The organism is Noviherbaspirillum sp. L7-7A (assembly GCF_019052805.1).
Classification (GTDB): domain Bacteria; phylum Pseudomonadota; class Gammaproteobacteria; order Burkholderiales; family Burkholderiaceae_D; genus Noviherbaspirillum_A.
In genome coordinates, this window is record NZ_JAHQRJ010000003.1 from 15,740 (window position 1) to 34,945 (window position 19,206).

The window sequence follows — 19,206 nt, forward strand, 5'->3', positions numbered from 1 at the left end:
CAATTTTCTGTCGCCACGGCAGAAATGCGGGCAGATGAAGGAGGAAGCGCCGCGCCCGCATCTAGGCGCTGCGCGGGCTGGCCATGAAGATTGCACAGGTTTCGCCGCTCTTTGAAAGCGTCCCTCCCAAGGCTTACGGCGGAACGGAACGGGTTGTGTCCTATCTCACCGAAGAGCTGGTCGGCATGGGCTGCGACGTGACCCTGTTCGCCAGCGCCGACTCCGCTACCCGCGCCAGGCTAGTTCCCGCCAGCGGCGCCAGCCTGCGCGCCACAGGACAAAGCGCCGCCGCGCTGGCCTGCCACACGATACAGCTGGGCATGCTGGCAAGCATGGCGCGCACCTTCGACGTGATCCATTTCCATACTGATTACCTACAGTTTCCGATGGCGCGCGGCCTTGCCACCGCGCATGTCAGCACGCTGCATGGCCGGCTGGACCTGCCCGAGCTGGCGCCGCTGTACCGGCAATTCATCGACATGCCGGTGGTATCGATTTCCAACAGCCAGCGCGCGCCGCTGCCCTGGATCAACTGGCAGGGCACGGTCTACCACGGCCTGCCGCAGGACCTCTACGACTTCAACCCAAGGCCCGCCAACTCCCTGCTCTTCCTTGGCCGCATCTCGCCAGAGAAGCGGCCCGACCGCGCCATCGAGATCGCGGTGCGCAGCGGCATGCCGCTGACCATCGCGGCCAAGGTGGACCCGGCCGATGGTGACTATTTCGATGCCCGCATCGCGCCGCTGCTGCGGCATCCGCTGGTGCATTTCATCGGCGAAGTCGGCGAGGCCGAGAAGCGGCGCCTGCTGGGCAGCGCCCGGGCGCTGCTGATGCCGATCGACTGGCCCGAACCATTCGGCCTGGTGATGATCGAAGCCTTCGCCTGCGGCACGCCGGTGATTGCCTATCGCCACGGCTCGGTGCCCGAGATCGTGGCCGACGGTGTAACGGGCTTCATCGTGGACAACCAGGAACAGGCGGTGCGGGCCGTGGCGCGCCTGGCCGGGCTGGACCGGCAACGCTGCCGCCAAGCCTTCCTGCAGCGCTTCACCGCCCGCCACATGGCGCAGGCCTATCTGCGACTGTATGAAACACTGCGAAAACAGGCGTTACGGAAACGCGCCGCGCACCCTGCCCGTCTGGCAGGCGCTGCCGGGGCGGCGGCAATGCATCAGGAGCATCATGGCTGACCGAATCAGACTGGGCGAAGAGTGGTACATCCTCGCCGCCTCCTCGCCACCCGATGAACGCCGGCGCGTTTTGAAGGAAGGCAAGGTGTTCGCCACTTTCAACCGCTTCGGCGACATCCAGCCGATCGGCCTGCACGAGGATGGCATCTATCATGGCGACACCCGCTTCCTGTCGCACCAGGAGCTGCGCCTCAATGGCGTGCGACCGATGTTCCTGAACTCCACCGTGCGCGACGACAACGGCCAGATGGTGGTGGAGCTGATGAACCCCGACCTGAATGTCGGCACCGAAGATCTGATCCAGAAAGGCCTGCTGCATGTATTTCGCGCCAAGCTGCTGTGGAACGATACGCTGCACGAGCATATCCGCGTCGCCAACTACGGCCTGGAGCCGGTCTGCGTGACGCTGTCGATGGACATGGATGCCGACTATGCCGACATCTTCGAGATCCGCGGTTTCGAGCGCAAGCGCCGTGGCGTCATGCTCGCGCCTGAACTGCAGGCCTCGGGACTGACGCTGGGTTACCGTGGGCTGGACCAGGTGGTGCGCCGCACCCGCATCCGCTACGACCCGGCGCCGGACACGCTGACCGCCGGGCGCGCCGAGTTCCGACTGTCGCTAGCGCCCAAGCAGGATGCGCATGTCTATCTGGCCGTCGCCTGCGAGCCGGACGCGGCGGAACCAACGGCCGTGCCGGCCGGGGAACCGTACCTCTCGGCCTATACCCGCATGAACGGCGCGCTGGACGCCCGCATGCACGACCTGTGCCGCATCGTCACTTCCAATACCCTGTTCAACAACTGGATAGACCGCTCCACCGCCGACCTGGTGATGCTGTCGACCGAGCTGCCCGGCGGCCGCTATCCGTATGCCGGCCTGCCCTGGTATGCCACCACCTTTGGCCGCGACGGCATCATCACCGCGCGCCAGGTGCTGTGGCTGGACCCCAGCCTGGCCAGGGGCGTGCTCGCGGTGCTGGCCGACACGCAGGCGGCCAGCCAAGACCCGGCGCGCGACGCCGAGCCCGGCAAGATTCTGCACGAGGCCCGGCTGGGCGAGCTGGCGGCGCTGGATGAAGTGCCGTTCAGGCGCTACTACGGCACGGTGGACGCCACGCCACTGTTCGTCGGCCTGGCCGGCGCCTACTTCGAGCGCACCGGCGACCTCGACTTCATCCGCCGCATCTGGAGCAACATCGAGCGCGCGCTGGACTGGATCGACCAGTACGGCGACCGCGACGGCGACGGCTTCGTCGAATACGCGCGCCGCACCGATGTCGGCCTGACGCAGCAGGGCTGGAAGGATTCGCACGACTCGGTATTCCACGGGGATGGCCGGCTGGCCGAGGCACCGATCGCGCTGTGCGAGGTCCAGGGCTATGTGTACGAAGCCAAGCTGCAGGCGGCCCGGCTGGCCGATTGCCTGGGCAAGCAGGCGATGGCGCAGGAACTGCGGCGCGCCGCCGAACGCCTGAAGCAGCGTTTCAACGAAGTGTTCTGGTGCGAGCGCATCGGCAGCTATGCGCTGGCGCTGGACGGCGACAAGCGCCAGTGCGCTGTGCCGTCCTCCAACGCCGGGCATACGCTGTGGAGCGGCATCGCGCTGCCGCAGCATGCCGAGCGCATTGCGGCGCAGCTGCTCTCCGAGGAATTCTTCTGCGGCTGGGGCGTGCGCACTTTGGGCTGCGGCGCGGTGCGCTACAACCCGATGGCGTATCACAACGGCTCGGTCTGGCCGCACGACAACGCCATCATCGCCACTGGCATGGCGCGCTACGGCAATACCGCCGGCGCGATGAAGATCTTCGAAGCGCTGTTCGACGTCAGCATGACCATGGACCAGCACAGGATGCCGGAGCTGTTCTGCGGCTTTGCCAAAAGGCCGGACGAAGGACCGACGCTCTACCCGGTCGCGTGCTCGCCGCAGGCCTGGGCCGCCGGCAGCGTGTTCTACCTGCTGCAAGCCTGCCTGGGCCTGTCGTTCTCGCCGGAAAAGCCCGAGATCCGCCTGCGCAACCCGCGCCTGCCGCCCTTCGTCGACCAGATCGAAATCCGCGCGCTGTCGATCTGCGGCAGCAGCGTCGACTTGCTGCTGCAGCGTTATCCCAACAATGTCGGCGTCAACATTTTGCGCAAGGATGGGCCGGTGGACGTGGTGGTGGTGGCATGATGACCGGCATGGCCAAACGGGTGCACTTCAAGGGGAGAGCAACATGGATGCGAAACTGGACGAACTGGAGCAGTTGCTGGCGGAACTGACGGATATCGGTGCGGCTGCCGAGGAGCGCGGCATCATCGCCGCGCCACCGCTGGAAGCCCTGGCACAAAGGGCGCGCGACCTGGGCGTGGCGGTGCCGCAAGGCGCCGGCCTGGATGCGTTGCGCGACGCGGTGGAGGCCGCCTGCGCCGAGCGGGGAAACGGGGCAGGCCATCAGGTCGCGCGCGAGATCCTGGGCAACGAGCGCGGCGTGCCGGGCGAAGGGCCCTGACCCCTGCCGCCGGGTTCCCGGCTACTCCACCACGACATGGAGTGCCTTGATGGCGGCGCCCCATTTCCGGATATCGTCGCCGACGGTGCGGGCGAACTGCCGCTGCGTCATCTTCTGGATGTCCAGCCCCTGCTGGCTCAATTTTTCCAGCGTGTCGGCATCGGCCAGCACCTTGTTCACCGCGGCATGCAGTTTATCCACCACGGGCGCTGGCGTGCCGCTTGGCGCAAACAGGCCGTACCACGGGGAATAATCAAAATCCCTGATGCCCGCCTCCTGCAGCGTCGGAAGATTGGGCAGGGTGCGCGAACGCGTCCTGCCCGACGTGGCGATCGCGCGCACCTTGCCTGACTGGATATAGGGCATCACCGCCGGTATGGTCTGCAGCATGGCCTGCACATGGCCGGCCGCCAGGTCGGCCATTGCCGGTCCGGCGCCGCGGTAGGGCACATGGCTCATCCGGGTTCCGGTCGCCGCTTCCAGCACTGCCATCGGTATGTGGCCGGCGCTGCCAATGCCGCCCGAGCCGTAATTGATTTCACCCGGCCTGGACCTCGCCAGCGCTAGGAATTCGTTGACCGTGCGGGCAGACAGGGCGTTGCTAGTGACAAGCACATTGGGTGTGGTGCCGATGTGGGCCACCGGCAGGATGTCGCGCGTCGTGTCGAACGGCGCTTTCTCGTACAACGAGGCATTGAAGGCCAGGCCCATGTGGTGCGCCAGCAGCGTGTAGCCGTCGGGATGCGCATGGGCCACCGCGGCTGTGGCGATGGTGCCGCCGGCGCCGGCACGGTTTTCGATGATGACGCTCTGGCCCAGTTCAGCACCCAGCTTCTGGCCGACCACGCGGGCGACGATATCCACCGTGCCGCCCGGCGCAAACGGCACCAGGATGGTGATGGGCCTGGCGGGCCAGTCGCCCGCGGCCACGGCCGGCAGGGTGACGGTGAAAAGCAGCAGGGACAGGCCGCGGCCGATAGTGGCAAGCGCTTTCATTCTCATGCCCCGGCAATGACCGCATCGCCCTTGATCTGGGTGCGGTGCATGATGCGGCGCGCATTGCCGTCGAAGGCGTCGCGGCGGTGCAGGGTGCAGCGGTTGTCCCACAGGATCAGGTCGTGGAGCTGCCATTGCTGCCGGAAGGCAAACTCGGATCTGGTCGCATGGGCCCATAACGCATCCAGCAGCGCTTCGCTGTCGAGCAGGTCGAGGCCGACGATGTAGCTGTTGCGGCGACGTCCCAGGAATAGCGCAAGCCGGCCGGTGTCGGGATGGCGGACCACCAGCGGATGATGGGCGCCAGGCGCCTCGCGCGGGTCGCTGATTTCCTTCATGCCCTTACGCAGCATGCCTGCGCTGTTGTAGCTCGCATCGTGGATCGCCCGCCTGCCAGCGATGCGTTGCTTCAACCCAGCCGGCAGAGTCTCATAGGCCAGGTACATGTTGGACCAGTAGGTGTCGCTGCCGCCGTCGGGCAGTTCGAGCGCATGCAGCAGGGCGGCACGCGGCGGCCGTTCCACGTAAGTCATGTCGCAATGCCATGAGGCCTCGCCATCGCCGAGATTGCCGATCGGCTGGCCGGCCACTTTCACGTTCGAGATCACATTGATTTCGGGAAAGTCGGCCAGAAAGGGCTTGCCGTAAGGATTGGGACCGGGCGGATCGAGCTCGCCGAACTGGCGGCTCAGCGCCAGCAGCTGCGGGTCGCTGAGCCGCTGACCACGAAAGCGCAGCACCAGGTGCTGGTGCCATGCCTGCTCGATTTCCAGAAAGGTTTGCCTGTTGATCGGCTCGCGCAGGTCCATGCCGGACACTTCGGCGCCGAGCGCCGGCGACAGCGCTTGTACGGTGATGCGGGACATTGTGACGGTTCCTTTGCTTGCCATGCTGAAGCGGCAAGATAGCAACCCGGCCCGGTGCGCGACAACGACAATTGCCGCATAAGCTTATGCACGGCCGGCAGCCCGCGAAAGATTTTCAGCCATCTGCAAACAGCGCGTTGCCCGGCACCCCCAGCCCATAGTGCTCGCGCAGCGTCGATCCGGCATACTCACGGCGGAACAGCCCGCGCCGCTGCAGCAGGGGAATCACCTGTTCGACGAAATCGTCGAGCAGGCCAGGCAGCACCGGCGGCATCACATTGAAGCCGTCGGCCGCGCCGGTGTCGAACCAGTCCTGTATTAGGTCGGCGACCTGCTCCGGCGTGCCGGCCACCGCTAGATGCCCGCGCGCGCCCGCCAGCTTGCGTAGCAACTGGCGCAACGTTGGCCTCTCGCGCGCCACGAGCGCGGTAATGACGCCGGCCCGGCTCTGCGCGGCCTGCACTTTGCCCGGATCGGGAAAATCGTCCGGCGACAGCGCCTGGTCCAGGTCGAGCCGGGAAAAATCATGGCCGCCGAAGCGATTGGACAGGTGGGCGAGCCCGGCCTGCGGCGCGGTCAGATCGTCGAGCTCTTCCTGGATGCGGCGTGCCTCGCTCTCGGTCGATCCGATCACCGGGCTGATGCCCGGCAGCACCAGCACGCGGCGCGGATTGCGGCCATAGCCTTCCGCGCCCTGCTTGATGTCGCGATAGAAGCGCGCCGCCGATTCCTTTTCCAGATGCGCGGTGAAAATCGCTTCGGCGTATTGCGCGGCGAAAGCCTTGCCGGTGGGTGACGATCCGGCCTGCACCAGCACCGGCCGGCCCTGGGGCGAGCGCGGAACGTTGAGCGGGCCGGCGACCTGGTGATACCGGCCGAGGTGATCGATGCTCCTGATGCGGCCAGGCCGAACGTAACGGCCTGCAGCGGCATCGTCGACGATGGCGTCGTCGGCCCAGCTGTCCCACAGCTTCAGCGCAACCTCGAGGAATTCGCGGGCACGCGCATAGCGCTCCGCATGATCGGGCATTTGCACATAGCCGAAGTTCTCCGCTGCGCCCTGCACCCAAGACGTGACGATGTTCCAGCCGACCCGGCCGCGGCTGATATGGTCGAGCGATGAAAACAGGCGTGCCAGATTGAACGGTTCGTAATACGTGGTTGAGGCGGTGGCAATGAGGCCAATGCGCGTGGTGGCGCGGGCCAGCGCGGCCAGCAGCGTCAACGGCTCCAGTCCGCCCTTGGCGACGAATTCCATCTGACCGCCGATGGCAAGCGCATCGGCGAAGAAGATCGAGTCGAAGCAGCCGGCCTCGGCCTTGCGGGCAAGGCTTTCGTAATAGTCGATGTCGGTCAGCGCCTGCGTCGACGCGCGCGGATGGCGCCAGGCGCCCTCATGATGGCCGCGGCCCATCACGAACAGGTTCAGGTGGAGTTGCCTTGTCATGTGTTTTTCCCCAGGTTCAGGTTGGTGGCGGTTGGCTCAGGCGTCGACCTCGACGCCGAGGGCAGCCAGGAGTTGCGCCCGCAGGCGGTCGAATGCGGCGCCGGTCTTCCGGCGCGGATGCGAAATGGACACCGGCACGTCCAGCGCGATGCGGCCGCCCTCGATTACCAGCACCCGGTCTGCCAGCAGCAGCGCCTCGTCGACGTCATGGGTCACCAGCATCACCGCCGGCCGGTGGATAGACACTAGCCTGCGCAGCAGCCCGTGCATGCGGATCCTGGTGAGCGCGTCGAGCGCGCCGAACGGTTCGTCCGCCAACAGCAGCGCCGGCTCGCGTGCCAGCGATCTTGCCAGCGCCACCCGTTGCTGCTCGCCGCCGGAGAGCGTGTTGGGCCATGCCTGTGCGCGCCCGGCAAGGCCGACATCGGCCAGCGCGTTGAGGGCGCGTTCCCGCGCATCGCCGCCGCGCAGCCCCAGCATCGCATTGGCCAGCACGGTTTCCCATGGCAGCAGGCGGGAGTCCTGGAACAGCACCGAGCGGTTGTCCGTCACGGCCAGCGTGCCGCCACCGTCGACGTCCTGGTCCAGCATGGCCAATGCGCGCAGCAACGTGCTCTTGCCCGAACCGCTTTTACCGAGCACCGCCACGAACTCGCCGGCGGCGATGGTCAGGTCGATGTCATCGAGCACCGTGCGCTCGCCGAATTTCCGGGTAAGGCGCCGCGCCCGGACCGCATCATCGCTAGGGTTCATGAGCCTATCGCCTTCCGGTAGACGAGCGTCCTGCGCTCCCATGCCCGAACCAGCGCATCCGAGGCCAGGCCGAGCAGCGCATAGAACACCAGGCCCACCACGATGACGTCGGTCTGGCCCATGTCGCGTGCGCGGCTCATCACATAGCCTATGCCCTCGGTGCTGTTGATCTGTTCCAGCACGACCAACGCGGTCCAGCAGGTGGTGACCGCCAGCCGCAGGCCGGTGAAGAAGCCCGGCAGCGCGCCGGGCAAGGCCACCCGGCGGATGAATTCGGCCCGCGACAGGCCAACCGTTTGCGCCAGTTCGACATGGCGCACGTCGATGCCGCGCAGCGCCGCATGCGTGTTGATGTAGATCGGCACCAGCACGCTGAGCGCAATCAGCGCCACCTTCATGCCGTCGCCGATGCCCAGCCACAGGATGGCCAGCGGTATCAGCGCCAGCGTCGGCACCGCGCGCTTGATCTGTATCAGGCTGTCGAAGGCGGCTTCGCCCCAGCGCGTCAGGCCGGCGGCCAGCGCCAGGCACAGGCCCAGGAACACGCCCAGTAGCAGGCCGGAATAGGCACGCAGCGCGGAAGCGGCGAGATCGCCGGCCAGGCCACCGTCGCGCAGCATTGCGTAGCCAGTAACAACCGCTGTCGCCGGCGAAGCCAGCAGCCGCGGCGACAGCCATCCCAACGTGGATGCCGCCTGCCACAGCGCCAGCAGCGCAATCGGCCCGGCATACAGCCCCAGTAGCCCCAGCCGGGCCGGCGCAAGCCGCGGCTGGCGACGAGATGGCGCAGCACGGCGCGTGTCAGCGGACTCGGGCGTGTCCTCCGTACGTGGAAAGGATGCGACGTAGTTGTTCATCTCGATCCTCCCGCAGAAGCATTGCGCTCAACGAACAGCGTATCGAAGCGGAGATCGAATTCCTCTTGCGCATCGAGGCGACGCGGCAACTGGCCGGCGCCATGGAGCAGGTCGATCAGTTCTTGCTGCCCGCGCACCGTATCGCGCAGCGGGGAAAAACGCAGCTCACCGTCAGCGGCGACGATGGCCGCGCCATCGGCTTCCTTCAGGCCCTGGCGCCTGACGTAATAGGCCCGGACCCAGTCCGCAGGATGGGCCTGGCTCCAGGCTACCGCCGACACCCATCCCGCCACCAGTTCCCGGATCGCGGCTGCCTTGGCCGGATCGGCCAGCGCCCTCCTGCTGGCATACAGATAGCGGGTGGAAGCGGGCAAGTCTTCATGCGCCGCCGCCGGCAGCGTCTGCGCCTTTTCCGCCGCATAGGCCTTCAGGTAACGGCTCAGATGAGGCTCGTTGAGCGGCGCCACGTCGACCTGGCCGGTCTTAATTGCTACTGGAAAATCGCCCACCTTCAAGGGAACCAGCTTCACCTCGTCCACCCTGAGGCCGGCGCGCTTGAGCGCGGCAAGGATGAAGGGCTGACGGGCAGTGCCTTCGGCCCATGCGATCTTCCTGCCTTTCAGATCCTGCAGCGAGTTCAGCGCCAGGCCGGGCCGCAGTGCCAGTCCGTAGGCTGGACGCGCGCTCTGCAAGGCAGCCACGATGGGAATCGGTTCACCGGCGGCATGCGCATGGATGGGCGGCGTGCTGCCTACCAAGGCGACATCGAGGGCGCCGGCGCGGAAGGCCTCGAAGATCTCGGGCCCGCCGAGAAAGTTGGCGAATGCCACCTGGGTAACAAGCCGGCTCCTGACGCCGGAAGCAATCAGGACGGTCTGCAGGTTTTCGTTTTGGTCGCCGACCACCAGCTTGCTGCCCGCGGGCACCGACAGCGGCAGTGATGCCGCATTCCAGGCTGGTTGTGCCGGTTGTGCCGGTTGTACCGGTTGTGCCTTGGCAACCGGCAGCATCGCGCACCATGCCATCACGCCGAGCAGGCTGCGGACCATCCATGTCCGACGAGTTCTTAATGCCATTGCCGACCGCCTTTCATCCAGTAATCATGGAGGTCGAGTATAGGAAGCAGCGCTAGCAGCGACAAAGAACCATTTCGGTTATGGATAGCAGGAATATGAATAAAAGGGCATGGCGGCCTGATTGTGGGAGATGCGCGCAGCGTAAGCACAAGAACGCATGGACATGTGGGCAAGCATGCCAGAGCTGATGTCCGGCGATCAAGCGTTGATGGCGCCCGCCACTTCAGGATGGGTGGCCGACAGAGGTTCGGGTTGATGTGTGAAGGGGAAGGAAAGAAGGTGAAAACAGGAAAGGGCCGATAGCGGCCCTCCCTGCAAAGGCCGCTACACGTCCATGCGCGTGATCTTGGTGCCTTCCAGCGTCAGGTTGGCCATCAACCCTGCATTGGTCATCACGAAGGCCGCCACCGGCGCGGTGACTGCGTTGACGTCGATCTGGCCATTGGCGCCAGCCCGCAGCACTGCCACCGAGGCATCGGCCCCGACGGACCAGCCCTTGGCGTTGCGGAACTGGTCCAGACTTTCCTGGGTCAGGAACAGGAACACAATGGCCTTGGACTGCGCGCCGATCTGCAGCCCCACCGATACCGATGCCAGGTTGTAGTAACCCAGCACCGACCGTCCCGAACGCAGCACGCCCTCGCCATACTGGCCGCCCACGCCAAAGCCTGCCGCAATCACCGATGGGAAGATCAGCATGCCGCGTGACTTAGCAACCAGTTCGCGCGCGCCCGGCGTCATGCCATACAGCCTGGTCAGGGTGTCGTTGGCACCGGCGTCGATCTTGTCGGTACGTGGCGCGTTTCCCTTGCCGGGGGTGGCGCTGGCGCTCGAGACTGCGCCGCAGCCGCTCAGTGCCAGCATGTTGGCCGCGCCGGCCGTAACGGTAATAAGAAATGCGCGTCGCTCCATGATGTTCTCCTCGATCAGGTGGGGATAGTGATATCAAATGCCAGCCGCACGTCCGTATATTGAGCCGCATTAATGCGCTGGCGCATGACGCAGAAAAACGTACAGCCAGCGATTAGGAACCGTTGCACCGGAACAATTGCATCCGTTTTTTTAACCCAAACACAAGCCATCCGCCGCTACTGCCTTGATAAGCCGGCGCGGCGCGTGATATGGATCCAGGAACGCGCCGCGCTTGTCATAAATGACAACACCGTTACAATGTGCGTCCTTTTTGCCCGCAAGGGCATGGCAACCTGACCCGCGAGGCATGCTGACCATGAAATTCGATGTCGCCATCATCGGCGCCGGCCTGGCCGGCCTTTCCGTTGCGCTCAGTCTGGCGCAGGGCCGCAAGGTCGTCGTCATTTGCAAGGGCGGCCTGCCCGACGGCGCCAGCAACTGGGCGCAGGGCGGCATCGCCGCGGTGCTCGACTCTGGCGACAGCACCGCCAGCCACCTGGCCGATACGCTCGATGCCGGCGCCGGCCTATGCGACGAGGCCATGACCCGCCACATCGTCGAACATGGCCGCGAGGCGATACTCTGGCTGATCGAACAGGGCGTGCCCTTCACCCGCGATGCTGATGCCGAACTCGGCTTCCACCTGACCCGCGAAGGCGGCCACAGCGCGCGCCGCATCATCCATGCCGCCGACGCCACCGGCCACGCGGTGCAGGCCACGCTGGAACAGAAGGTGCGCAGCCATCCCAACATCACCCTGCTGGAGCAGCATATCGCGGTGGATCTGATCCGCCAGCCCGATGCCCGCGGCCGCCAGCGCTGCGCCGGCCTGTATGCGCGTGACGCCGCCAGCGGCAGGGTGATCGCGATCGCCGCCAGCCACACTGTGCTGGCCACCGGCGGCGCCGGCAAGGTTTATCTCTATACCACCAATCCCGACAGTGCGACCGGCGACGGCATCGCGATGGCTTGGCGCGCCGGCTGCCGCGTGGCCAACATGGAATTCATCCAGTTCCACCCGACCTGCCTGTACCACCCGTATGCCAAGTCCTTCCTGATCAGCGAGGCGCTGCGCGGCGAAGGCGGCCTGCTCAAGCTGCCGGCTAGCGCCGGCGCGGCCGCCGGCCAGCGCTTCATGCCAGCACATGACGAGCGGGCCGAGCTGGCGCCGCGCGACATCGTGGCCCGCGCGATCGACTATGAAATCAAAAAGCGCGGCCTCGATCATGTGGACCTCGATATCAGCCACCAGCCGGCAGAATTCCTGAAGGAGCATTTCCCCACCATCCTGGCGCGCTGCCTGGAATTCGGCATCGACATCACGAAGCAGCCGATCCCGGTGGTGCCGGCGGCGCACTACACCTGTGGCGGCGTGGTGACCGACGGCGCCGGGCGCACCGATCTGCCCGGCCTGTACGCGGTGGGCGAAACGGCCTGCACCGGCCTGCATGGCGCCAACCGGCTGGCCAGCAATTCGCTGCTGGAATGCGTAGTGCTGGGCCGGGCGGCCGCGCAGGACATTGCCGCCCAGCCGCCGGCCGAGCCGGCGCCGGTGCCGCAATGGGACGAGACCCGGGTCACCGACGCCGACGAGGAAGTGGTGATCGCGCAGAACTGGGATGAGCTGCGCCGCTTCATGTGGAATTTCGTCGGCATCGTGCGCACCACCAAGCGGCTGCGCCGCGCGCGCGAACGCATCCGGCTCCTGAAGAGCGAGATCGACGAATACTACGCAAGCTTTCGCGTCACGCCCGACCTGCTGGAGTTGCGCAACCTGGTGGATGTGGCCGCGCTGATCGTCGATAGCGCGCTGCAGCGTCATGAAAGCCGCGGCCTGCATTACAGCCTCGATTATCCGGACACTCTGCCCAAGGCGCTGCCCACCGTGCTGTCGCCGGCGGCATGAGCCTTGCCCTTACACCTACTGACCTTTCGGATCCGCCATGCAGACTTCCGTGATCAAACCCGTTGAATTCGACGCCCCATCACAGGGTGGCGCCTGCTCGACCGCCTCCGCCTGGGCCCGCGTGCCCGACAGCCCGACGCAGGAGGAGCGCGCCGCGCTGAAGAACCGCGCCAAGGCGCTCCTGAAACAGCGCGGCGCGGTGCTGGTGGCGCACTACTATGTCGACGCCGACCTGCAGGACCTGGCCGAGGAAACCGGCGGCTGCGTGTCGGACTCGCTGGAGATGGCGCGCTTCGGCCGCGACCATGCGGCGCAGACCCTAGTGGTGGCCGGCGTGCGCTTCATGGGCGAGACGTCGAAGATCCTGAGCCCGCACAAGACCGTGCTGATGCCCGACCTCGACGCCACCTGCTCGCTTGACCTGGGCTGCCCGGCCGACGACTTCGCCGCCTTCTGCGACGCCCATCCCGACCGCACCGTGGTGGTCTATGCCAATACCAGCGCGGCGGTGAAGGCGCGCGCCGACTGGATGGTGACTTCGTCTATCGGACTAGACGTCGTGGCCCACCTGCATGCGCAGGGCAAGAAGATCCTGTGGGCGCCGGACCGCCACCTGGGCGGCTACATCCAGCGCGAGACCGGAGCCGACCTGCTGATGTGGCAAGGCTCCTGCCTGGTGCACGATGAATTTAAGGGTGTGGAATTGGAGCTGCTGAAGGCCGCGCATCCACAGGCGAAGGTGCTGGTGCATCCGGAGTCGCCGGCGGCGGTGGTGGCGCTGGCTGACATGGTGGGCTCCACTTCCCAGATGATCGCCGCCGCGCGCGACATGGATGCCGAGGAATTCATCGTCGCCACCGACAACGGCCTGCTGCACAAGATGCGGCTGGCCGCGCCCGGCAAGCGCTTCATCGAGGCGCCCACCGCCGGCAACAGCGCCACCTGCAAGAGCTGCGCCCATTGCCCATGGATGGCGATGAATGGCCTGCGCAACCTGGTGCGGGTACTGGAGCGGGGTGACAATGAAATCGTGGTGGATGCCGAGACCGGCCTCCTGGCCTATCGCTGCATCGACCGCATGCTGGCCTTTGCCGCCGCGAAGAAGGCCAATGTGCGGCCCGGACCGGACCTGGCGCGGGAACAGGCGCTGTTTGCCGGCGTGGGGCCGGCATGAACGGTCTGATTAATCCGCATGTGCCCTTCGACGCCGCGCTGCAGGCGGCGTTCGAGGCCAATATCGCCGCCGCGCTGGCCGAAGATATCGGCAGCGGCGACCTGACCGGCCTGCTGGTGCCGGCCGACCAGGAAGTGGAGGCCCGCGTCATCGTGCGCGAGCAAGCGGTGCTGTGCGGCGCGCCCTGGTTCGCGGGCGTGATGACGCGGGTCGATCCGCGCATCCGCATCCGCTGGCAGCACGCGGAGGGCGAGCTGATGCAGGCCAATGCCACAGTCTGCATGATTACCGGCCCGGCCCGCTCGCTGCTGACCGCCGAGCGCAGCGCGCTGAACTTCCTGCAACTGCTGTCCGGCGTGGCCAGCGCCACCCGGCGCCATGTGCAGGCGGTGGAAGGCACCGCGGCCCGCATCCTCGACACCCGCAAGACCCTGCCCGGCCTGCGCTTGGCGCAGAAATATGCGGTACGGGTCGGCGGCGGCGACAACCAGCGCCTGGCGCTGTATGACGGCATTCTGATCAAGGAAAACCATATCGGTGCGGCCGGCGGCGTGGTGGCCGCGCTGCGGGCGGCGCAGGCGCTGAACAGCGGCGCGCCAGTGCAGATCGAGGTCGAATCGCTGGACGAATTCAACGAGGCGCTCGACGCCGGCGCCACCTCTATCCTGCTGGACAACTTCAGCACCGCGCAAATGCGCGAGGCGGTGGCCATCAATGCCGGCCGGGCGCTGCTGGAAGCCTCTGGCGGCGTCAGCATGGCAACCCTGCGCGCCATCGCCGAAACCGGCGTGGACCGGATCTCGATCGGCGTGCTGACCAAGGATGTGCAGGCTACCGACTACTCCCTCAGGGTGATTGGATAGGGGGCTCGGTGCCGCTTGGTAGCTGGGCCATCTACCGGCGGTCGGTTTCTCGTATGGAGGCATGGTGAATTGCATTGATTGCAAGCAATCGATGCGAGGAAATTCCGTCTGTGCAGAAACAATGTGTCCCGAAATTTAGTAATGTGCGAAACACATGCGCTGATGCGCTCATGTGTTCTGCAACGGATCGGATCGATGGCCCAATACAGTCTGCGCACCCTGCTCGCCTTCTTCGCCACCGCGCTTGCGGTGGCGCTGACTGCCGTGCTGGGCGCCGTGATCCAGAATGCCGCCACCGCCGACCTCAAGCAGGGCATCGGCGAGCGCCTGGCGCAAACGTCAGCGGAACTGGCCGCCACGCTGGATCGCGCGATGTACGAGCGCTACCAGGACATTTCCCTGTATGCCGGCAGCCTGACCGACACCGCTCTGCTGGACCGTCCGACGGCGATCCGTGCCCACCTCAACGACCTGCTGCGTGCCCGCGAAGGCTATGCCTGGATTGGCTATGCCAACCCGGCGGGTACGGTAGTGGCCGCCACCGGCGCGCTGCTGGAAGGCCAGGATGTGACCAAACGTCCCTGGTTCGGCGAAGCCTCCAAAGCCGCCTTCGTGGGCGACCTGCATCGCGCCCTGCTGCTGGAAAAGAAGCTGCAGGCCGACGGTGGCGAGCCGCTGCGCTTTCTCGATGTCGCCATGCCGGTGAGCACGGGCGGGCGCTTCGCCGGCGTGCTGGGCGCGCATATCGACTGGCGCTGGATCATGGGCCTGACCCGTTCAATGGCGTCGGCCGCATCGTATGAAGCGCTGATCGTGGCCGCCGACGGCACCGTGCTGTTCGGCCCGGCCGCGTTGCAGGACAAAAAGCTGAGCCTGCACAGCGTACGGCGCGCGCAGCAGGGCCAGTCCGGCTACCTGACCGAGACCTGGCCGGATGGCAAGGCCTGGCTGACCGGCTATTCTCGCAGCAGGGGCTACCAGAACTATCCTGGCCTGGGCTGGATCATCATCGAGCGTCAGCAGATCGATGCCGCCTTCGCGCCGGTGGCCGCGCTGCAGCGGCAGGTGCTGCTATCGGGCGTGATCATCGCCGCGTTGTTTGCGTTGCTGGGCTGGTTGCTGGCCAGCCGCATCTCGCGCCCGCTCAATGCGATCACCCGCGAGGCCGAACGGCTGGACCGCGGCGAGGCCAGCACCGGCATGGCGCTGCAGCACGGCTACCATGAAGTGCAGGTGCTGTCGCGCACCCTGGCCCGCCTGATCGCCAACCTGCAGCAGCGGGAAGCCGAGCTGGAACACCAGGCCACCCATAACAGCCTAACGCGGCTGCCCAACCGGGCGCTGGTCAAGGCGCTGCTGGGACAGATGATGGCCGGCGGCGATGGCGAGGCGCCGCAGGTCGCGGTGCTGGCACTGGACCTGGACCGCTTCAAGACCATCAACGACACCCTGGGCTATGCCGCCGGCGATGCCGTGCTGCTCTGCGTGGCCGAGCGGCTGCAGAGCTGCATCGGTCCCGGCGCGGTGCTGGCGCACCTGGGCAAGGATGAATTCGTGATCGTGCTGGAACACCGCGAGTCCAAGCTGGCGCAGACCGAGCTGCTGGCCGCGCGCGCCAGGGAAAGCCTGGCCCAGCCCTTCCACAGTGACGGCACCGAGCTCTTCATCAGCGCCAGCATCGGCATCGCCTTCTTCCCCAGGGACGGACGCGACGCCGACGCCCTTCTCGGCCATGCGATCTTCGCGATGCAGCAGGCCAAGGCCGGCGGCGGCAACCGCATCGAGTTCTACCAGACCGAAACGAATGCGGCCGCGCTCGAAAAGCATGAAATGGAACGCGAGTTGCGCCATGCATTGGAAGCGCGCCAGTTCGAGCTGCACTACCAGCCGCAGGTGGCGCTGGCCAGCGGCGTGGTGGAGGGCGTGGAGGCGCTGATCCGCTGGCGCCATCCGCAGCGCGGCATGATCTCGCCGGACAAATTCATTCCGGTGGCGGAGGGCAGCGGCCTGATTGCCGCCATTGGCGACTGGGCGCTGAAGGAGGCCTGTGCCCAGGCCCGGGCCTGGCGCGAGCAGGGTCTGCCGCCGCTGGTCATGTCAGTCAACGTCGCCGCCCAGCAGTTCGAGGACGGCAGGCTGATCGACACGGTATCGGCGGCACTGGCTGCGAACCAGCTGGAGCCGGGCTGCCTGAAGCTGGAAATCACCGAAAGCACGCTAATGCGCGATATCGACAGCAGCGTCTCGATCATGGACGAGATCACCCGTCTGGGCGTGCATATCGCCATCGACGATTTCGGAACCGGCTATTCCAGCCTGGCCTATCTGAAGCGCTTCCCGCTGAGCGACCTGAAGATCGACCAGTCCTTCGTGCGCGACCTGTTCGGCCATGCCGGCGCCGGCGCCATCGTGCGCGCCATCATCGCGCTGGGCCGCAGCCTGCGCCTGTCCGTGATTGCCGAAGGCGTGGAGACCGAAGCGCAGGCGCACTTCCTGGCCGAGGCGGGCTGCGACGACATCCAAGGCTATTACGTCAGCATGGCCCTGCGCGCCGACAGGCTGGCGGCCTTCTTGCGCGAAGGCCAGCCGCTGTCGATGCGCCGCTGGCAGGACGAGGGCGCGAGGATAGCCGGGATAGAATGAGCGTCCGTTCATTTTCCTTCTTCGCATCATGGCCAGTTACCCTTTCCGCCTGCTGAACGTCTTTGCTGACACCACCTTCGGCGGCAATCCGCTGTGCGTGTTCGAGCATGCCGACGGCATGGACGACGCCACCATGCAGGCGCTGGCGCTGCAGTTCAACCTGTCGGAAACCACTTTTATCCTGCCGTCACAGCAGGCCAGCGCCCGGGTCAGGGTGTTCACCACCGGCTATGAGATGCGCTTCGCCGGGCATCCCACGCTGGGCACCGCTCACGTGGTGCGCGACCTGCTGGCCACTGGCGACGCGCTGACGCTGGAATTCCAGGCCGGCATCGTGCCGGTGACCGCACAGGGCGACGCCTGGACTTTCACCGCGCCGCATCGCGGCGCCCCGCGCACTGCCGATGCCGGCATGGCCGACGCCGAAGTGGCAGCGCTGCTGGGCCTGCGGGAAGAAGACCTGCTGTCGTCGCCGCTGTGGGTCGACATCGGCGCCGACCAGCTACTGGTGCCGCTGCGCACCCCGGAAGCGGTACGTCGCGCCTGCCCCGACGGCGCCCGCATCGCCGACTGGCCAGTCAGCAGCCTGGGCCGAAAGACCGCTTATGTGTTTGCCTTCGACCCGCAGCATGCAGGCCAGGTGGAAGCGCGCTACTTCTTCACCAAGCAGGGCGGCGGCGTAGCCGAAGACCCCGGCACCGGCTCGGCCTGTGCCAACCTGGGCGGCTGGCTGTGTGCCACTGGCAGGGCGCTGCCGGCGCGCTTCCAGGTCAGCCAGGGGGATGCCGTCGGCCGGCCAAACCGGCTGCATCTGGAAGTGGGGGCCGACGGCGCGATCCGGGTCGGCGGCCGGGTGCTTGAGATTGGCCGCGGCGTGGTGAATCTTTAGCAGGCTGGCCGGATTGGCGGGGCAAGTGTTGATTGGGATTTAGGTTGGCGATGCCGTTGCGGTTGCTTTGGCCATTGCAGTGGTCGTAGTTTTTGGAGCTATCTTTGACGTTGTCTTTGAAGTTGTCTTTGCCGTTGCCGTAAAGTCCCGTTGAGCGCGCCGTGTTAGCGGTGCCCGGAGCGGGAAAAGGTGCGGCGTCTGTTTGAAATTCTTTGTTCTGCGTCAAGCTGTTTTTCCAACAAATTGCGCATCGAAGCACTTCTGCGTCTTGTGCATGGCCAGGGCAATGCGCAGCATCTTGCGGGCAAAAATCACGATCGCTTCCGTCATCGTCCAGCCCCGTTCCCGGCAGTGCTCATAGGTCTGGGAATCACATGGTTGCGGATCCATGCCCGTAAAGGCCACCAAGGCATCGCTATTGGCGAACGGCACCCGGTCCAGCAGATTGGCCAGCCAGCATGCGGTTAGCGGTCCCACGCCCGGGATCGACTGCAGGCGCTCAAGTTGTTGGGCCCGCTCGGGCATGGCCTGCTGCAAGGTGGCCAGTTGCTGGTCGATCTGCTTGAGCAGGGCGGCAAAGCTCTTGAGCAGCCTGGCCGTTTCGGTGCGCAGGCAAGGCGCGTCGCTGCAGGTAAGTTGCAAGGCGGTCTTGAGCGTGACGATCTTGCTGCGCCGGCGCAGCAGCTGGTCGATCTGACGCTGCTCTGGCGTGGGAGGCTGGTAGGCACGCAGCCGTAGTCCTTCGTTAGCCAGGAAGCGGGCGATCATGGCGGCATCGACGCGCTCGGTCTTGGCGCGCAGACCCACGCCCTTGGCGTAGTGATACAGGTCCCTGGGTTGAGCACATACACGCGCAGGCGCTGCTGGTGGGCCGGGTTGGCCAGCGCCTGGTGGTAAGGGCCGGTGGCCTCCATGGCGATGCAGCACTGGGCTGGCAGGGAACGAAGAAAGGTTTTGAGCGCGGCCGTCTTGTTGGGATCAGCGGCACTTTTCAATGCTGCCGCACCGCTGCCTCCTGCCGGCTTTTCTTCCGAATCTGCAGCGCCCGGTCGCTCACCCCCCAGCCGCACGGCGGCGCGCTGGTTGTTATCGCCCTCCTCTTCCAGCACAAGCCGGATCGCAGTCTCAGCCGCCCCCTGGCTGAT

The 19,206-nt window shown here is 66.2% G+C and carries 17 protein-coding genes; 9 read left to right on the plus strand and 8 right to left on the minus strand.

Going from position 1 to position 19,206, the window contains the following annotated elements; translation table 11 throughout:
* The first annotated feature begins 83 nt into the window (after positions 1-83).
* The 3 genes from KTQ42_RS21590 to KTQ42_RS21600 are packed head-to-tail and all read left to right on the plus strand — an operon-like array spanning position 84 to position 3,679.
* Positions 84-1,190, plus strand: a complete 1,107-nt coding sequence (locus KTQ42_RS21590) for a glycosyltransferase family 4 protein (RefSeq protein ID WP_217347687.1) — start codon at positions 84-86, stop codon at positions 1,188-1,190.
* Positions 1,183-3,360: an amylo-alpha-1,6-glucosidase gene (locus KTQ42_RS21595; protein ID WP_217347688.1), complete on the plus strand. Its 2,178-nt coding sequence runs from the start codon at positions 1,183-1,185 to the stop codon at positions 3,358-3,360. The genes KTQ42_RS21590 and KTQ42_RS21595 overlap by 8 nt, the downstream gene beginning before the upstream one ends.
* A gap of 43 nt (positions 3,361-3,403) precedes the next feature.
* Positions 3,404-3,679: a hypothetical protein gene (locus KTQ42_RS21600; protein WP_217347689.1), complete on the plus strand. Its 276-nt coding sequence runs from the start codon at positions 3,404-3,406 to the stop codon at positions 3,677-3,679.
* A gap of 21 nt (positions 3,680-3,700) precedes the next feature.
* On the opposite strand, the gene KTQ42_RS21605 is transcribed toward KTQ42_RS21600, so the two are convergent.
* The 7 genes from KTQ42_RS21605 to KTQ42_RS21635 all read right to left on the minus strand — a co-directional run bounded on the left by KTQ42_RS21605 (position 3,701) and on the right by KTQ42_RS21635 (position 10,586).
* On the minus strand, positions 3,701-4,675 hold the full coding sequence (locus KTQ42_RS21605; protein WP_217347690.1) for a tripartite tricarboxylate transporter substrate binding protein: 975 nt from the start codon (positions 4,673-4,675) through the stop codon (positions 3,701-3,703).
* A gap of 2 nt (positions 4,676-4,677) precedes the next feature.
* A complete protein-coding gene (locus KTQ42_RS21610; RefSeq protein WP_217347691.1) occupies positions 4,678-5,541 on the minus strand; it encodes a TauD/TfdA family dioxygenase in 864 nt (287 codons plus the stop codon).
* A 115-nt stretch (positions 5,542-5,656) separates the two neighbouring features.
* Complete coding sequence (locus KTQ42_RS21615) at positions 5,657-6,988, minus strand: LLM class flavin-dependent oxidoreductase (protein ID WP_217347692.1); 1,332 nt, start codon at positions 6,986-6,988, stop codon at positions 5,657-5,659.
* Positions 6,989-7,024: 36 nt separating this feature from the next.
* Positions 7,025-7,741: an ABC transporter ATP-binding protein gene (locus tag KTQ42_RS21620; RefSeq protein WP_217347693.1), complete on the minus strand. Its 717-nt coding sequence runs from the start codon at positions 7,739-7,741 to the stop codon at positions 7,025-7,027.
* Positions 7,738-8,598: an ABC transporter permease gene (locus KTQ42_RS21625; protein ID WP_217347694.1), complete on the minus strand. Its 861-nt coding sequence runs from the start codon at positions 8,596-8,598 to the stop codon at positions 7,738-7,740. The genes KTQ42_RS21620 and KTQ42_RS21625 overlap by 4 nt, the downstream gene beginning before the upstream one ends.
* The gene (locus KTQ42_RS21630) at positions 8,595-9,647 is read right to left on the minus strand and encodes an ABC transporter substrate-binding protein (protein ID WP_217347695.1); all 1,053 of its coding nucleotides are present in this window, start codon (positions 9,645-9,647) and stop codon (positions 8,595-8,597) included. The genes KTQ42_RS21625 and KTQ42_RS21630 overlap by 4 nt, the downstream gene beginning before the upstream one ends.
* Positions 9,648-9,998: 351 nt before the next feature.
* Positions 9,999-10,586, minus strand: a complete 588-nt coding sequence (locus KTQ42_RS21635; protein ID WP_217347696.1) for a YSC84-related protein — start codon at positions 10,584-10,586, stop codon at positions 9,999-10,001.
* Between the two features lie 84 nt (positions 10,587-10,670).
* On the opposite strand from KTQ42_RS21635, the gene KTQ42_RS21640 reads away from it, so the two are divergent.
* The 6 genes from KTQ42_RS21640 (at position 10,671) to KTQ42_RS21665 (ending at position 18,061) form a co-directional block, all read left to right on the plus strand.
* Positions 10,671-10,883 carry a hypothetical protein gene (locus KTQ42_RS21640; RefSeq protein WP_217347697.1) on the plus strand — a complete coding sequence of 71 codons (213 nt, stop codon included), beginning with the start codon at positions 10,671-10,673 and terminating at the stop codon, positions 10,881-10,883.
* A gap of 19 nt (positions 10,884-10,902) precedes the next feature.
* Positions 10,903-12,492, plus strand: a complete 1,590-nt coding sequence (gene nadB / locus KTQ42_RS21645) for an L-aspartate oxidase (protein WP_217347698.1) — start codon at positions 10,903-10,905, stop codon at positions 12,490-12,492.
* A 37-nt stretch (positions 12,493-12,529) separates the two neighbouring features.
* The gene (nadA, locus tag KTQ42_RS21650) at positions 12,530-13,666 is read left to right on the plus strand and encodes a quinolinate synthase NadA (protein ID WP_217347699.1); all 1,137 of its coding nucleotides are present in this window, start codon (positions 12,530-12,532) and stop codon (positions 13,664-13,666) included.
* Entirely contained in the window at positions 13,663-14,529 is an 867-nt protein-coding gene (nadC, locus tag KTQ42_RS21655) for a carboxylating nicotinate-nucleotide diphosphorylase (protein WP_217347700.1), read from the plus strand. The genes nadA and nadC overlap by 4 nt, the downstream gene beginning before the upstream one ends.
* 195 nt (positions 14,530-14,724) lie before the next feature.
* Positions 14,725-17,172 (plus strand): EAL domain-containing protein, encoded by a 2,448-nt coding sequence (locus tag KTQ42_RS21660; protein WP_217347701.1) that lies wholly within the window; start codon positions 14,725-14,727, stop codon positions 17,170-17,172.
* Positions 17,173-17,200: 28 nt separating this feature from the next.
* Entirely contained in the window at positions 17,201-18,061 is an 861-nt protein-coding gene (locus KTQ42_RS21665) for a PhzF family phenazine biosynthesis protein (RefSeq protein ID WP_217347702.1), read from the plus strand.
* A gap of 222 nt (positions 18,062-18,283) precedes the next feature.
* On the opposite strand, the gene KTQ42_RS21670 is transcribed toward KTQ42_RS21665, so the two are convergent.
* Complete coding sequence (locus KTQ42_RS21670; RefSeq protein WP_217347703.1) at positions 18,284-18,829, minus strand: transposase; 546 nt, start codon at positions 18,827-18,829, stop codon at positions 18,284-18,286.
* Between the last annotated feature and the right edge of the window lie 377 nt (positions 18,830-19,206).

Bases quoted from the DNA above. Each gene is read 5' to 3' on its own strand.
- KTQ42_RS21615 (WP_217347692.1), bottom strand. From the start codon at position 6,988: ATGACAAGGCAACTCCACCTGAACCTGTTCGTGATGGGCCGCGGCCAT.
- nadC (WP_217347700.1), top strand. From the start codon at position 13,663: ATGAACGGTCTGATTAATCCGCATGTGCCCTTCGACGCCGCGCTGCAG.
- KTQ42_RS21605 (WP_217347690.1), bottom strand. From the start codon at position 4,675: ATGAAAGCGCTTGCCACTATCGGCCGCGGCCTGTCCCTGCTGCTTTTC.
- KTQ42_RS21635 (WP_217347696.1), bottom strand. From the start codon at position 10,586: ATGGAGCGACGCGCATTTCTTATTACCGTTACGGCCGGCGCGGCCAAC.
- KTQ42_RS21625 (WP_217347694.1), bottom strand. From the start codon at position 8,598: ATGAACAACTACGTCGCATCCTTTCCACGTACGGAGGACACGCCCGAG.
- KTQ42_RS21620 (WP_217347693.1), bottom strand. From the start codon at position 7,741: ATGAACCCTAGCGATGATGCGGTCCGGGCGCGGCGCCTTACCCGGAAA.
- KTQ42_RS21640 (WP_217347697.1), top strand. From the start codon at position 10,671: ATGACGCAGAAAAACGTACAGCCAGCGATTAGGAACCGTTGCACCGGA.
- nadB (WP_217347698.1), top strand. From the start codon at position 10,903: ATGAAATTCGATGTCGCCATCATCGGCGCCGGCCTGGCCGGCCTTTCC.
- nadA (WP_217347699.1), top strand. From the start codon at position 12,530: ATGCAGACTTCCGTGATCAAACCCGTTGAATTCGACGCCCCATCACAG.
- KTQ42_RS21630 (WP_217347695.1), bottom strand. From the start codon at position 9,647: ATGGTCCGCAGCCTGCTCGGCGTGATGGCATGGTGCGCGATGCTGCCG.
- KTQ42_RS21590 (WP_217347687.1), top strand. From the start codon at position 84: ATGAAGATTGCACAGGTTTCGCCGCTCTTTGAAAGCGTCCCTCCCAAG.
- KTQ42_RS21665 (WP_217347702.1), top strand. From the start codon at position 17,201: ATGGCCAGTTACCCTTTCCGCCTGCTGAACGTCTTTGCTGACACCACC.
- KTQ42_RS21600 (WP_217347689.1), top strand. From the start codon at position 3,404: ATGGATGCGAAACTGGACGAACTGGAGCAGTTGCTGGCGGAACTGACG.
- KTQ42_RS21610 (WP_217347691.1), bottom strand. From the start codon at position 5,541: ATGTCCCGCATCACCGTACAAGCGCTGTCGCCGGCGCTCGGCGCCGAA.
- KTQ42_RS21670 (WP_217347703.1), bottom strand. From the start codon at position 18,829: ATGATCGCCCGCTTCCTGGCTAACGAAGGACTACGGCTGCGTGCCTAC.
- KTQ42_RS21595 (WP_217347688.1), top strand. From the start codon at position 1,183: ATGGCTGACCGAATCAGACTGGGCGAAGAGTGGTACATCCTCGCCGCC.
- KTQ42_RS21660 (WP_217347701.1), top strand. From the start codon at position 14,725: ATGGCCCAATACAGTCTGCGCACCCTGCTCGCCTTCTTCGCCACCGCG.